Origin of the sequence: Rhabdochromatium marinum, from assembly GCF_016583795.1 — a bacterium.
Lineage (GTDB): Bacteria > Pseudomonadota > Gammaproteobacteria > Chromatiales > Chromatiaceae > Rhabdochromatium > Rhabdochromatium marinum.
Map to the genome: position 1 here is coordinate 1 of NZ_NRRS01000093.1, position 13,826 is coordinate 13,826.

The 13,826-nt window shown below is 60.2% G+C and carries 11 protein-coding genes and 1 pseudogene; 7 read left to right on the forward strand and 5 right to left on the reverse strand.

Annotation, left to right across the window (positions count from 1 at the left end; genetic code table 11):
• Together CKO36_RS17070 and CKO36_RS17075 are read left to right on the forward strand one after the other, a co-directional pair.
• Positions 1-317, forward strand: a pseudogene (locus CKO36_RS17070) (ISKra4 family transposase); the annotation flags it as partial.
• A 48-nt stretch (positions 318-365) separates the two neighbouring features.
• Positions 366-572 (forward strand): hypothetical protein, encoded by a 207-nt coding sequence (locus tag CKO36_RS17075; protein WP_200285964.1) that lies wholly within the window; start codon positions 366-368, stop codon positions 570-572.
• Positions 573-675: 103 nt separating this feature from the next.
• Here CKO36_RS17075 and CKO36_RS17080 read toward each other — a convergent pair whose 3' ends face one another.
• Positions 676-1,251 (reverse strand): flavodoxin family protein, encoded by a 576-nt coding sequence (locus CKO36_RS17080; protein WP_200285966.1) that lies wholly within the window; start codon positions 1,249-1,251, stop codon positions 676-678.
• 114 nt (positions 1,252-1,365) lie between these two features.
• Positions 1,366-2,331: a cation diffusion facilitator family transporter gene (locus tag CKO36_RS17085; RefSeq protein ID WP_200285968.1), complete on the reverse strand. Its 966-nt coding sequence runs from the start codon at positions 2,329-2,331 to the stop codon at positions 1,366-1,368.
• Between the two features lie 828 nt (positions 2,332-3,159).
• Here CKO36_RS17085 and CKO36_RS17090 point away from each other — a divergent pair.
• The 3 genes from CKO36_RS17090 (at position 3,160) to CKO36_RS17100 (ending at position 5,956) form a co-directional block, all read left to right on the forward strand.
• Complete coding sequence (locus CKO36_RS17090) at positions 3,160-4,137, forward strand: YihY/virulence factor BrkB family protein (protein WP_200285970.1); 978 nt, start codon at positions 3,160-3,162, stop codon at positions 4,135-4,137.
• Entirely contained in the window at positions 4,094-4,537 is a 444-nt protein-coding gene (locus CKO36_RS17095; protein ID WP_200285972.1) for a TrkA C-terminal domain-containing protein, read from the forward strand. Before CKO36_RS17090 ends, CKO36_RS17095 begins: the two co-directional genes overlap by 44 nt.
• Before the next feature lie 123 nt (positions 4,538-4,660).
• Complete coding sequence (locus CKO36_RS17100; RefSeq protein WP_200285974.1) at positions 4,661-5,956, forward strand: DUF2254 domain-containing protein; 1,296 nt, start codon at positions 4,661-4,663, stop codon at positions 5,954-5,956.
• Positions 5,957-5,968: 12 nt separating this feature from the next.
• Here CKO36_RS17100 and metE read toward each other — a convergent pair whose 3' ends face one another.
• Entirely contained in the window at positions 5,969-8,287 is a 2,319-nt protein-coding gene (metE, locus tag CKO36_RS17105) for a 5-methyltetrahydropteroyltriglutamate--homocysteine S-methyltransferase (protein ID WP_200285976.1), read from the reverse strand.
• Between the two features lie 180 nt (positions 8,288-8,467).
• On the opposite strand from metE, the gene CKO36_RS17110 reads away from it, so the two are divergent.
• The gene (locus tag CKO36_RS17110; protein ID WP_200285978.1) at positions 8,468-10,144 is read left to right on the forward strand and encodes a methyl-accepting chemotaxis protein; all 1,677 of its coding nucleotides are present in this window, start codon (positions 8,468-8,470) and stop codon (positions 10,142-10,144) included.
• Positions 10,145-10,162: 18 nt separating this feature from the next.
• The gene (locus tag CKO36_RS17115; protein ID WP_200285980.1) at positions 10,163-11,071 is read left to right on the forward strand and encodes a LysR family transcriptional regulator; all 909 of its coding nucleotides are present in this window, start codon (positions 10,163-10,165) and stop codon (positions 11,069-11,071) included.
• 36 nt (positions 11,072-11,107) lie between these two features.
• Here CKO36_RS17115 and CKO36_RS17120 read toward each other — a convergent pair whose 3' ends face one another.
• Together CKO36_RS17120 and CKO36_RS17125 are read right to left on the reverse strand one after the other, a co-directional pair.
• Positions 11,108-13,342, reverse strand: coding sequence for a putative bifunctional diguanylate cyclase/phosphodiesterase (locus CKO36_RS17120; protein WP_200285982.1), 2,235 nt, complete (start codon positions 13,340-13,342; stop codon positions 11,108-11,110).
• Positions 13,339-13,623: an alpha/beta hydrolase gene (locus tag CKO36_RS17125; RefSeq protein WP_200285984.1), complete on the reverse strand. Its 285-nt coding sequence runs from the start codon at positions 13,621-13,623 to the stop codon at positions 13,339-13,341. The genes CKO36_RS17120 and CKO36_RS17125 overlap by 4 nt, the downstream gene beginning before the upstream one ends.
• Positions 13,624-13,826: the final 203 nt, after the last annotated feature.

The following is a 13,826-nucleotide window of genomic DNA, read 5'->3' on the forward strand; positions in this document are numbered from 1 at the left end:
AAGGCAAACGCCTGATGGACAAGCGCTCCTTGGGCAAAACCGTCAAAGCCAATCTTCAAGCGGCCCTGACCTACTTCAGCAATCAACGTGAACGCATGAACTACCCCGCGCACCTAGCCGAGAACTTACCGATTGGCTCCGGGGTCATCGAAGCGGCCTGTAAAACCCTGGTCAAGCAGCGCCTGTGCGGAGCGGGCATGCGCTGGAAACATCAGGGCGCCAAGATTGTTTTGAGCTTACGTGCGTTGGTTCAGTCGACCGGACGCTGGGCGCAATTCTGGGACAAGATCGATCAGTTCGGTGCTCAGCCTTGCTAAGGACATTATTGAAAGGTAGCACCCTGTCAGTGGGATGCTGCCGGACGCGTGCAGATAGGGATACGCGGACTGGATGAGTCGGTACAGCCCCTAAAACTTGGTCTCGAAGGCGCCTTTCGCCTCATTGACAGCGATCTCAAGAAAGGCGCCCGAGCGCACATCTGGCCGTACCGCCACAACCAGATGATCAAGGGTCCCCAGCGCCTCGAACTGCCGCCGACGACCAGTACGGTGGCCTGCTTTAAGGTCGGTTGAATCATGGTCAAGGACTTCAAACCCAAATGATTGCCCTGGTTCTCGTGCCGTCAACACGCCAACAGACCCTCTTAATCTGAGCCTGTCGTGATTGGACATGGGCCTAGCTCAGCAAATCGCGGACCACCGTTGCTACACGGACGCCAAACGCCTTGGCGGTTTCGATATCGCCGGTCGTCGGTGCTTCGTCGGTGCTGGCATCCGAGGGCGACTGTGCTAGCAATCCACTGAAGGAGCCAAGATAGTTCAGGTCGTCACGCTTGGCTGCCTTGGTGTTGGACGGCATCAGGCCAGTGCCTACCCATAGCATCGAGTGCTGCATGGCGAGGGTCATAAAGTAGTGCAGGGTGGAGTGCTTGTCGCCATTCATCGACGCCGAGTTGGTAAAGCCTGCTGCGACTTTGTTCTTCCACGCTTGGTTGAGCCAGCGTTGGCTCGTCGCGTCGGCAACTTTTTTGAACTGCCAGGAGGCCATGCCCATGTAGGTCGGCGAGCCGAAAATGATGGCATCCGATGCGTCCAGTGTCTGCCAGTCCGACTCGGTGATCTCGCCGTCCTGATTGATCGCAATCAGCTTAGCTTGCACCTGCTCGACGCTGTCGATACCGCTGACGATACCTTTGGCCTGATTGGTCGTGTGGCCATAGCCACTGTGGTAAAGAATGCTCACGGTTTTCATGTCAGAATGTCCTCAAAGTGTTTGTCACTGAAACCTTTACTCACGGCAGGTCGAGCAGTGGAAGCTCGGCGTCTACGCTGTCCACGAACTCCAGCCGTTTATGCGGCTATATCCTCAGATCGGTCGAGCGCCGCTGCCAGTACCTTCCCGACGCAGCGACTCGGCCTCAATGAAGATGCGTTTGATCTCCGGGTGCTGTTCTCGGATGCCGCGTTCCAGCCGATCCACCACGCCCATGATCGTCTCCGACGGCAGGCCGGAGCGGAACCGGACATCCAGATTCAGCAGAACCTCATCGGGGCCAAGATGCATGGTCAGCGGCCGGCCGGCCTCGACTACGTCCGCGTCCGCGCGGGCGATCTGGCGAATACTCTCGATCACCGATGGATCCGCCGCTTCGCCGATCAACAGGCTGCGGCTCTCGTAGGCGAGGAGGAGCGCGACGCCGGACAGGGTCACGCCAATTAGCATGGAGGCGATGCCATCCCAGACCGGATTGCCCGTGACATCAGTGAGATAGACACCGACCAGGGCGAACAGCAGTCCCGCCAGCGCGGCGGAGTCCTCGAAGATCACGGTGACCGTGGTAGGGTCTTTGGCAGCGCGCAATGCCTGCCAGAGACGCTTGCCCTTAACCGAAGGCAGGAATTCCCGGAGCGCAATCGTCCAGGAGGTGCCTTCGGCGATCAGTGCGATGGCGATCACTCCATAGCTCCACATGACATTGCCGCGCTCCTCCGAGGCATGGCCGGTGATATGGGTCAACCCCTCAAAGAAGGTCAGTCCACCGCCGATACCAAAGAGCGCGACGGCGACGATTAGGCTCCAGAAGTAAAGCTCCTTGCCATAGCCGAAGGGATGCGCCTGGTCCGGCTGGTGCCCGGAACGCTTCATGCCGTAGAGGAGCAACCCCTCGTTGGCGGTATCGACCAGCGAATGGATGCACTCGGAGAACATCGCCGAGCTGCCGGTGTACAGGGCCGCGATTCCCTTGGCGATGGCGATCACGCCGTTTGCCGCCATGGCGCCGTAGACGGCGATTGGCGTTTCTTGTTTGTTCGCAGCGGACGATGCGCTCATTCTTGTTCTCTCGTAGGCTGTTGGTGGGGTGCGATCCCGCGATTCCAGCAAGCTCGGGCAAACCCGCAGGGTGATTGTTGGAGGCGGGCCGCTGAATCTCAATAGGCACATTGCGCTCCAGGAACTTGGTTTGCCGCGACAGCTAAAAAGAACATCGGTTTTCGGTTGTGGAGCGGCCTAGCTCGGTGCGGTCAGCGTGAACAGTGAGAGTAAGATCGCAAAGCTCATGCAAGGAATTAATTTCATAGGGCATCCTTCGTGGTGTCAGTGATTGGGAGTAGTGAGCAAGCCCAATGTCAATCGCGCTGCGCTCAAACGTCTGCGCGGTTGGAGGATGCGGGTTGTAAGTGAGCCTCTGGATGCCTCAGTCGGTTGATAAGCACCGATGTCGGTGCGGGGACTGGTGCGAATGCCCCAAACCGCCGATTGCTTGACGACGCCCTCTGGTCGGCGCTGGGCGGCTATGAGATCGGATCCTAGAGCGCATACGACAGCCTTGAGCGGATGGCGGGCGGTGCTCTGGAATCTGCGGTTAATCAGGCGCCGTCTCCCTATCGGTTGCGCTGCAGCGGAGCCGCAAACACCAAGCTCCGGGTGTCTCAAATCAAGCGCTGGCATGCGGGCTGCTTAACCAAACCCAGGGCCATCGCTGAGTCGATTGTTGGGTGCGGGCCACACCTGTTTGTCCCTATTCATAGCCTTTAACCGAGGATCCGGCCGGCTGAAGGTTTGACGTGTGACGGCTCCCGCTGGCCCGTCGCTTGGATGACGGCGGTCTGGCCGCCGGATTCTGGCCCAAGTCTTTGATAGTAAAATGGGAGAGATCCGATGGATTCCGACGATCAGACTGACCGGGCGATCGGTCGCCTCGCCAATTCGCCTGGCGAGATTCCGCCAGGCGGCTGGCTCAAGATACTGGCGCGTGCGTGGCGCAAGACCTCGGAAGACAACATCTCGCTCGCCGCCGCCGGGGTCGCGTTCTACGGTCTGCTGGCCGTGTTTCCCGCTATCGCGGCGCTTATCGCCCTATTCGGGCTGGTTGCCGACCCGATGCAAGTGCAGAGCCAATTCTCCTCCCTGAGCGCCTTTCTACCGGCAGAGGTCTATCAGCTGCTGTCGCAGCAGATGCGCGAGGTCGCCTCGGGTTCCGGGCAGGCGCTTGGTGCCGGACTGGCCGGCGCGATTCTGCTGTCCGTCTGGAGCGCGACCCGTGGCACCCGATCCGTGATCGCGGCCCTGAACATCGTCTATGACGAGCGCGAGGAACGCGGTTTTCTGCGGCTGAATCTGACGGCCTTCTCCATGACCTTCTCCCTGGTGGTTCTGGTCGTCGTCGTGCTTGCCCTGATCGTCGCGGTGCCGGTCGTGATGGGCTATGTCGGGCTGGGATCGTTTGCGCGCACGCTCGTCAACCTGGTGCGCTGGCCAGTGCTGGCCGCCTTGGCGCTGACCATGCTCGCGATCCTGTATCGTTTCGGACCGTCGCGCGCGCTCGCACGTTGGCGTTGGGTCTCGGTTGGTTCGGTGTTTGCTGTCGTGCTTTGGTTGGCGGCATCTGCGCTCTTCTCTTTTTATGTCTCCCAATTTGGCACTTACAACGCGACCTATGGGTCGATTGGCGCTGTCATCGTGCTGCTGATGTGGCTCTATATCTCGGCGCTGATCACCATCCTCGGTGCCGAGCTTAATGCGGAGATTGAGCGGCAGACCTCCCGCGATACCACCCGGGGCGAGGAACGTCCGCGCGGAGAGCGCGGCGCCTATGTCGCGGATCATCTGCCCGGCGAGCAGCCGTCGTCGGTTTGAAGGCCGTACGCCGCCGTATCGTTCTGCCCCTCATGCTGCTCGGCAACGCGGGGATCGTCACCGCCGTGTCCTCCTTGATGCTTGTGCCGTCGAGGATGCTAGCTGGCTCGATGGCCAGCCGCTCCGCGCGCTGCGTCCGGCCGAGGAAGGCGTACTGGTGCTCGGGCTCGCCAAGTTCAACAGTGAATGGCTCGGCACGCCGGGAGACGACACCGTGGCACAGAGTGGCAATCAGCTGATCGTTTACGGTCGCACGGAGACAATTCGCGAACTGGAGACGCGGCGTGCCGGTGACGACCGCGCGCACGCCAATGTGGTCGACGGGCAGCGCCGCATTGCCGAGGCTGAGCGCAGGAAAGCAGAGCGCAACGGGACCGGAGACAAGATGAGAAGCCTATAATCATGTCTGCATCCGGGACCGACCGGAGGGCGCCAAGGCAAACTTCGACACATGGAACACCGAGGAACGGGCGGGTTCGTCGAAGAATCCGATCCGAAGCCAGATAGCACACAAGAGATCTCTATGTCAGCCATCATGTCGCGCGGCCGGCTCAAGTTACTCGGTCATCGGCTACGCGAGCGGCTGTGGGTCAAGCCGCTGGTGATTTGTCTCTTGTCGATTGCGAACGTCTTTGTCGCCAAGCTCGCGGACGACTCGGATCTTGCGCAGCTCATGCCGGCGATCTCCGCCGATTCCATTGAAAGTCTCCTTTCCATCATGGCCTCCAGCATGCTGGTGATTGCCACCTTCGCGGTTGGATCGATGGTGTCTGCGTACGCTTCGGCCAGCAGCACGGCAACACCGCGCTCATTCCGGCTGATCATTGCCGACGATGTCTCGCAGAATGCCCTCTCGACCTTCATCGGCGCCTTCATTTTCAGTGTCGTGGCCCTGACGGCCGTGAAAAACGACTACTTCGAAAGCGCGGGCCTCTTTACGCTCTTCATCCTGATGGCGGCGGTCTTTAGCATCGTCATCCTGACGTTTCTACGTTGGGTGGATCGCATTGCACGTCTTGGGCGGCTGGGAATGACCATCGACGTCGTCGAGAAGGCCACGGCCGACGCCCTGATGCGGCGTCGCGATGCGCCCACACTTCAAGGCGTGGCGCAACGCTCTCAAGACGCCGTTGGGACAGCCGTGTTCGCGACTACGGTCGGCTATGTTCAGCACGTCGATATCGCCGCGCTTCAGGCCTGCGCCGAAAAGGGGCAGGGACGCATTGTCGTCACGGCCTTGCCGGGAACCTTTGCCGCGCCTGGACAGGCGCTGGCGCGCGTCAGCGATAGTCCCGATGGGGACACGGCGATCGACTGCGATCAGGTGATCCAGTCTTTCGTGATCGGAGACGACCGCACGTTTCAAGAAGATCCTCGCTTCGGTCTGGTGGTACTGTCGGAGATCGCCGGTCGTGCGCTGTCCCCGGCGGTCAACGATCCCGGTACTGCGATCGACGTGATCGGAACACTGGTTCGATTGTTTGTGCTCTGGAACGATTCGGGCGCTCAGAAAGAGGGTGAGGCGCCCAAATACGACCGCGTCGAGGTGCCGGAGCTTGCGGTGATGGACTTGTTCGATGATGCCTTCACGGCGATTGCACGCGACGGCGCCGGTACGATCGAGGTTGCTGTGCGCTTGCAGAAGGCGTTGCGATCCCTGGCCCTGATCGGCGATTTCGCCATGCGAGACGCCGTCGCCTACCATGGCAGACTGGCGCTGGCGCGTAGCGAGAAGGCGCTCACTCTGCCGGCGGACGTGGCAACTGTGCGTGCGGTAGCTGCGTTGGCGCAGTCGGCCGCGTTTGCGCAAAGGGGTTAACACGCGGCGGATCTATTGTTCTGAAACTGTGGAGGAATAGATCAGATCGCCTCGTAGCTGTTTAGCGGCTGCGACCATGTTGGTCAGCGCCGGAATGACTTCGTGCCACTGGCGGGTCTTGAGGCCACAGTCGGGGTTTACCCAGAGGCGTTCGGCTGGGATGCGCTCGGCGGCCTTGCGCATCAACTCGACCATCTGCGTCTCGGCTGGGATGTTGGGCGAGTGGATATCGTAGACGCCAGGACCGATCTCGTTGGGGTACTTGAAGTCGTCGAAAACGTCGAGCAGCTCCATGTCCGAGCGCGAGGTCTCGATGGTGATGGCGTCGGCGTCCATGTCGGCGATCGCGGCGATGATGTCGTTGAACTCCGAGTAGCACATGTGGGTGTGGATCTGGGTCTCGTCCGCGACGCCGTTGGCGGTGATGCGGAAGGAATCGACCGCCCAGCCGAGATAGTCGCTCCATTGCGACTTGCGCAGCGGCAGACCTTCGCGCAGCGCCGCCTCGTCGATCTGGATCACGCGCACACCAGCGCGCTCCAGGTCCAGCACCTCTTCGCGAATCGCCAGGGCCAACTGGCGGCAGGTGACCGAGCGCGGCTGGTCGTCGCGCACGAACGACCAGTTGAGAATAGTGACCGGGCCGGTGAGCATGCCCTTCATGGGTTTGTCGGTCAGCGACTGGGCGTAGGTGATCCAGTCGACCGTCATCGTCTTGGGACGGCTGATGTCGCCGAACAAAATCGGCGGCTTGACGCAACGCGAGCCGTAGGACTGCACCCAGCCAAACTGGCTGAAGGCATAGCCGTCGAGTTGCTCGCCGAAGTACTCGACCATGTCGTTGCGCTCGGGCTCGCCGTGCACCAGGACGTCCAGACCCAACTGTTCCTGCTCGCGCACACAGCGAGAGATCTCACCGCGCATCGTTTCGATATACACCGTCTCGTCGATTTGGCCCGACTTGAACTGGCGGCGGGTTTGGCGGATCTCGGAGGTCTGCGGGAAGGAGCCGATGGTGGTGGTGGGGAACTTGGGCAGTTGGAGCAACTCGGCCTGCTTGGCAGCGCGCTTAGCATAGGGGCTCTTGCGCTGTCCGAGCTGGGCATTGATCTCGGCGATCGCGGCCTTGACCTCGGGATTGTTGACCCGAGCCGAACTGCGGCGCGCCTCAATGGCGGCGCGGTTGGCGGCCAGTTCGGATTGAACGGTATGACGCCCTCGGTTGAGTGCGGAGGCCAGGATACGCAACTCATCAAGCTTCTGCTTGGCGAAGGCGAGCCAGGATTTGATCTCGATATCAAGGTGTTGCTCACTGTCGAGATCCACTGGCACATGCAATAGCGAGCAGGAGGGCGCGATCCACAGCCGCTCGCCGAGCTGTATCTGGAGCGGTTCCAGCCAGTCGAGCGTCCCGTTCAGATCGGTCTTCCAGATGTTGCGCCCGTCGATCACCCCAAGCGACAGAATCTTGTTGGACGGCAGCAGATTCAGCAGTGGTACCAGATCGTCACGTCCGCGTACAACATCAATGTGCAGGCCGTCCACCGGCAGGTTGGCGACCAGATAGCGCTGATCCTGGAGTTCGCCGAAATAGGTCGCTAGCATTAACTTGACCGGCGCGCTCTTCAATGCATGGTAGGCAACCTCGCAGGCATGACGCCAAGACTCGTCGAGTTCGGTAACCAGGATCGGCTCGTCGATCTGTACCCACTCGGCCCCGTTGGCGGCCAGTGTGGTCAGCAGCTCGGCGTAGACGGGCAGCAGCTGCTCAAGCAGCGCCAGGGGATCCGAGCCGTCCTTGGTCTTGCTAAGGGCGAGATAGGTCACCGGGCCGATGATGACCGGCTTGGCCCGCACGCCCTGCGCCTTGGCTTCGGCTAGTTGGTCGAGCAGACGCGAGGCGTCGAGCTGAAATTCGGTGTTAGCCGTGAGCTCGGGCACGATGTAGTGGTAGTTGGTATCAAACCATTTGGTCATCTCGCCGGCCGCCACGCCGCCGCTGCAGCCGGCTTGCTGTTCGGCCGCCGGGGCCGAGCGACCGCGCGCCACGCGGAAATAGGTGTCGAGGGCATCGCCTGCGAGGCCGCGCACGCGCTCGGGGAGATTGCCGAGTGTGAAGCTCATGTCGAGCATCTGGTCGTAGAAGGCAAAATCGCCCACCGGAACCAGATCCAGCCCGGTCTGATCCTCCCAGTGACGCGCTCGTAGCTGGGCGCCGACGGCCTTGAGGTCCTCAATCGAGGACTGACCCTTCCAGTAGGACTCCAGAGCGCGTTTTAATTCTCGCTTGGCACCGATGCGGGGAAAGCCGAGCGTGTGGGTGATGGCCATATTGATTGTCCTGTGGCAGATGAACGATAGCGCTATTGTCCCCCGGTCTTAATCATGAATTGAAATGGAATTTTTTCATCGGAACATGCAAGGCACTCATGTTAATATAGATGATAATCTCTATCAATCTCAGCGCTGATGACACGCGCTAATGACTGCACTCTGGAGTTCAGCAACCCGATGAGCCTTTTCACAAGAATCAGTTTTCTCATTCCAGCCAGCCTGGCTCTGCTGGGCCTCTTCGGAACCATTGGCCTCTTGGTGTATAGCTACCAAGGGGAAGTCAAGCAGGTGCGCGAAAATGCGCTGGAGACCGCGACCTATTTGGCGCAGCGTTCCGGGCAGATGTTTATGGTATCGACCAAAAAATTCAGCCAGGAATACCGCGCGGCGGCCGATGAGCAGCAGCGTGCCAAAGTGCTCGGAGACTGGACGCGAACCATCGCCGCTGTCGACAAGGCGGTGATCAACGATTTTGGTGAGCGTCAAAACCGCGTGCGCTTGCTGGGGAATGCCTCGATCACCGGGCATCGACCGCTCGGCGGCAAGGACACCCAGGTCACAACCGCGTTTGAGCGTGACTCCTTGCGCGCTTTTGCCACTGGACGGCGCGAGCCCATTGTGGCAACGGATAAAACACAATTGGAATTGACGGTGCCATTGACCAGCGACATGCATGCCGGGTGCGCCGAGTGTCACGGGATCGCGCTCGACGCATCGGAACTCCTCGGTGGCCTCACCGTCACCGTGCCCTTGGAGGCGAAACTCGCCGAGGCGCGCTCGGACGCGCTAAAAGAGGGGCTGCTACTCGCGGCCCTCTTCATGCTGGGCATTGGCTCCATCTATGTTCTTTTCCAGCGGCGCATTCTTGCGCCAATCGCGGAGTTGCGCATCATCACCGCTGACCTCGCAGGAAGTAAGGGCGACCTGAGCTATCGCATCCCGGTCAAACGCGAGGATGAGATCGGCCAGCTGGGCGCCAATGTCAACGCGTTTATCAGCAAGCTACACGAGATCTTCTCGCGAGTGGCTGAGGTGACCTCAGCGTTGCGCACCGCTGCCGCCCAGGCTGCGACGGCCAGCGATCAGACCGCCAGCTACATGGAAAAGCAGCGCCAGCAGACCGATTCGGTCATTACCGCCATCCATGAGATCGAGTCCACGGTGGCCAACATGGCGCAAAATACCGCCGAGACCTCCGAGGTGGTGCAGCAGGCCGATGAGGGTGCCACCACGAACGCACGCCGGATGAACGATCTGATGCAAGAACTCGACACCCTGTCCTCGACACTCAGTAATGGCGAGCAGGTGGTGCAACGGCTAGCCACCGACAGTGAAAAGGTCGGGGGTATTCTGGATGTGATTCGCAGTATCGCCGAACAGACCAATCTGCTGGCATTGAACGCCGCCATTGAGGCCGCCCGCGCCGGCGACCAGGGGCGCGGCTTCGCTGTGGTCGCCGATGAAGTGCGCACCCTGGCCCAGCGCACCCAGGCCTCGATTCAGGAAATCGAGGCCATGATCGGGTTGGTGCAGTCGGCGTCCACCGAAGTGACGGGCGTGATGGTCGAGGGCCATCGCCAGGGAGCCCATACCGCTGCGAAAACCCGTGAGTCAGTGGACGCTTTAAAACAGGTCGTGGAGACTTTCTCGTCGATCACTAACCGAAATATCCGGATCGCGAGCGCCGCCGAGGAACAGTTGGCGATGGTTAGCGAAATCTCGCGCAACGTGCAGGACATCACCCAGTTGTCCGAACAGACTGTCAGCCAAACCCGTCAGGCACAATCGATTGGGGTCCAGCTAGAAGAACTCTCGACCAAGCTCGAAGGCCTGGTCGCGACATTCAAGACTTGATGACTGGTTGCTGTTGCCATGGCGCGTTTAGAACGTATGCACCTCGCGATTGTTCGCGCTGTTGATCAACAAGGCTCACTGACCGCTGCTGCCGAGCAACTCAACCTGACCCAATCGGCTTTGAGTCACGCAGTGCGCAAGCTGGAAGATCAGCTTGGTGTGGCCTTGTGGATCCGAGAGGGCCGCCGCTTGCGTCCCACCCAGGCTGGCAGCTATCTATTGGCGGTGGCCAATCGCTTGCTGCCGCAATTCGCCCACGCCGAGGACTGTCTGCGACAATTCGCCCAGGGTGCACGGGGCACGCTGCGCATCGGCATCGAATGCCATCCTTGCTACCAGTGGTTGCTGAAAGTGGTTGCGCCCTATCTCGCTGCCTGGCCAGACGTAGACGTGGATGTGAGGCAGGAATTTCAATTCGGTGGCATTGGAGCGCTCTTTGGCCACGAGATTGATCTGTTGGTGACTCCCGATCCACTCTATAGAACGGGGCTGCGGTTCGAGCCGGTGCTCGACTATGAGCAGGTGTTGGTGGTCGGCGCTCGCCACCGGCTCGCTGGTCGCCCCTTCGCGCGACCGGAGCAACTAGCGCAGGAAACCCTGATCAGCTATCCAGTGCCCATCGATCGGCTCGATATCTACACCCAATTCCTGTTGCCGTCCGGCATTCGGCCTCAGCACCACAGAACCATTGAAACCACTGACATCCTGCTACAAATGGTTGCCAGTGGGCGCGGTGTCGCTGCTCTACCCCGCTGGTTGGCGGAAGGGAACGCCGCCGAGCAGCTTGAACTGACGGCGGTACGCCTGGGCCCCCAAGGCATCGCCAAACGGATTTTTTTCGGTATTCGCGAGCCGGACGCTGAAATCGATTATCTGCGCGCTTTTATGGAACTGGCACGCCAGCAGCGCGCGGACCCCTTGCCCTGAGTGCCCTGAGTAATCGGGTGCTGGGTTGAAACGATTTCAGCGAATCGGCGATAACGACGGTGATGGTCGCCCAATCAGATAGCCCTGGACGTGAGTGAAGCCGGCGGCGCGCACGCGGTTCATCAGGGATTCGGTCTCGACGCCTTCGGCCACCAGCTTGTAGCCGGCATTGAGGATCATCTGCACGATGGCCTCAGTCATGCGGCCCTGGCCATCGTTTAGTTCCAGATCGCGAACCATGGACATGTCGAACTTGACCACGTCGACTGGCATGGCGGACAGGTAGCGTAGCGAGGAGTAGCCGCTGCCAAAGTCGTCCAGGGCGATGAGATAGCCCCGATCCCGTAAATCCTTGAGGATGGTGGAGGCCGCGTTGAGATCTGCGATCAATGCGGTTTCAGTCACCTCCAGCAATAACTTGCGTTGGGCCAGGAAGGGTTCCAGCTCGACCAGTTGCTCATGAATGCGAGGATCGGTGAGGCTGGTTCCATCAAGGTTAAACGAGAGACCCGCTCCTGCCGGCAGGGCGTCGCGGCGAAGCAACTCAATGAGGTGGTGCAACACAGCTTGGTCGAACTCGATCGCCAGCTTTTCGGCTTCGACTACCGGAAAGAGGAAGGCCGGGGAGATCAATCCTTCTTCATCACGCAGTCGCACCAGCACCTCATGATAGCCTCCCGTCTTGTCGAGAGCCACCACCGGCTGGTAGTAGAGTTGAAACCCTTCGCCCTGTTCGATGGCGCGGTAGACGGCATGAACGTAGCGACTGGAAATCATCGCCTCGGCCGCCGCCCCCATCTCGGGGGTGTAGCGGACAATTTTGGCGGTGCCGGGACGCTTGGCCTGATAGAGGGCGATGTCGGCCTGTCGGTGGAGCTGCGCCAGTTCCTTGGAATGGGTTCCTTCGGCGTAGGCCAAACCCACTGAGAAATGCACGGGTTCGCGGATGCCCAAGGTTTCCTTGAAATCGTAGTCTCCGATTGACAGCTGACAATCCTGGGCTCGACTCTCCGCATCCTTGCTGCCCATGCCTACCAGCCGGATCGCGAATTCATCGCCGCCAAGGCGATAGAGGCGGTCATCCTCGCCCAGACTGTTGGCGAGACAGCGTGCAATGCTGCGGATGAGTTCGTCACCCACGTCAGAACCGTAGGTATCGTTGATGGCGCGAAAGTGATCGACATCGATCAGGATGACGGAGACTCCCACCGGGCGACCACGTAGCATGGCGAGCAGTTGTTTCCAATCTTCGTCGTAGGCCAACCGGTTGTTCAACCCAGTCAACGGGTCGCGATGGCTCAACTCCCACAATTCCCGAGTTTTCTGGCGGATGCCCATCTGGGCCGCTTGTAACGCCTCCTGATAGTCGTTAAGCGAGCTGCGCACCGTCTCAAGCTCGCGCAACCGCAGTGCCCACCGAGGAGGATCGGCCAGCGGCCCGGACGTCTCACCACGGCGCAAGGCGTCGATGTGTCGTGCCAGCAGGGTGAGTGGCCGCTGCAACAGTCGCACCACCAACAAGTAGTAAAGGGCACCGAGCAGCAGTGCCACCACCGCGAGTTGCATGAGGGTTTCGCCCATCAGCCGCTCCAGTGCCTCGGTTTCTGGCAGCGGCTGGGGCGTTACAGCAATTCGCCCACTCAGTGCCTCCGCACCAGATAACGCCAGCCATTCTCCGGCATCAAGCGTGCCACCGGGGTCAAGGATGTCGAGTCTTTCAGGATCAGCGTAGATAAATCGGTTGACATCCAAGAGCACTGTGATGAGCGGCGCTTTAAGGCCAGCATGACCGATCACTTGCCCGGTATCCAAACGCACGGGCGTAAAGAGGTAGAGGTATGCCTCGTCCGTTTCACGGTGAAGATAGATGGTGTGTTCGGGTAGTCGCCCCGGCATCCTGCCAGGGTGTTCCAGCAGCGCCTGACCAGCGGCATTGTAGAGTTCAAGGTCTACCACGAACGCTGCCAGGCGACCGTTGGCCAGGGCGCGGTTCTCTCGCCAATAACCATAGTAGGTGGGGTCGGTCAACTGTTGGCGGGTTTCCCCCCAAACGGCCAATGAGTTCAGCTGGTGTTTAAGTGTGGATAGGGTTACGGACAACGCACGCTTGACCTCCCCGTGGGCGGCATCGCGGTTGCTCTCCATCGCTTCCTGCTTGACCGCATCCATGCGTTCCAGCATCCACCACCCCACCGCACCAGATGCGGCTACTGCCAAGGCAATGAAAAGCAGCAAATAGGCAAAACTGGGCAGGGGTGGTAGACGGATCAAGGGGATTGCGTCTCTGGTAGGGTCGATTCCAGCGTGCTTAACGCATCAAGCACGGCATCCTGCAGCTCGAACTCGTAGCCGTTAGCAAAGAAATGGCCCGCCCCATTAACTAACCTGACTTGCTGGCCGATCGCGGCCACTTCATCGAGCCATCCGCTGGGCAGGTGATGGTCAGCACTGCCGAAAATCGCTACTGCGGGACGTTGCAGCTCACGTAGCACGGTCAACAAGTACGTGCCATCCGCTTCACGATAAGAGAGATAGGCGTCGGGAGGGGCCAAATAATTTCCATCGCAGAATACGAGATGGTAGCGTTGAAGTGTGTGTTGTCCAGCTGTGACCGCAGCCCGTGCGTGACGCAGGGCGAGCGCGTATTAATCGTCAAGCAGCCAGGATCTTAGCGCGATAGTCGTCGTCCCAGGCGGCCTTGCGACGTTTGTGCGCCATGCTGAGCGAGGAGCCTTCCTTCTCGAGTAGGTTGACG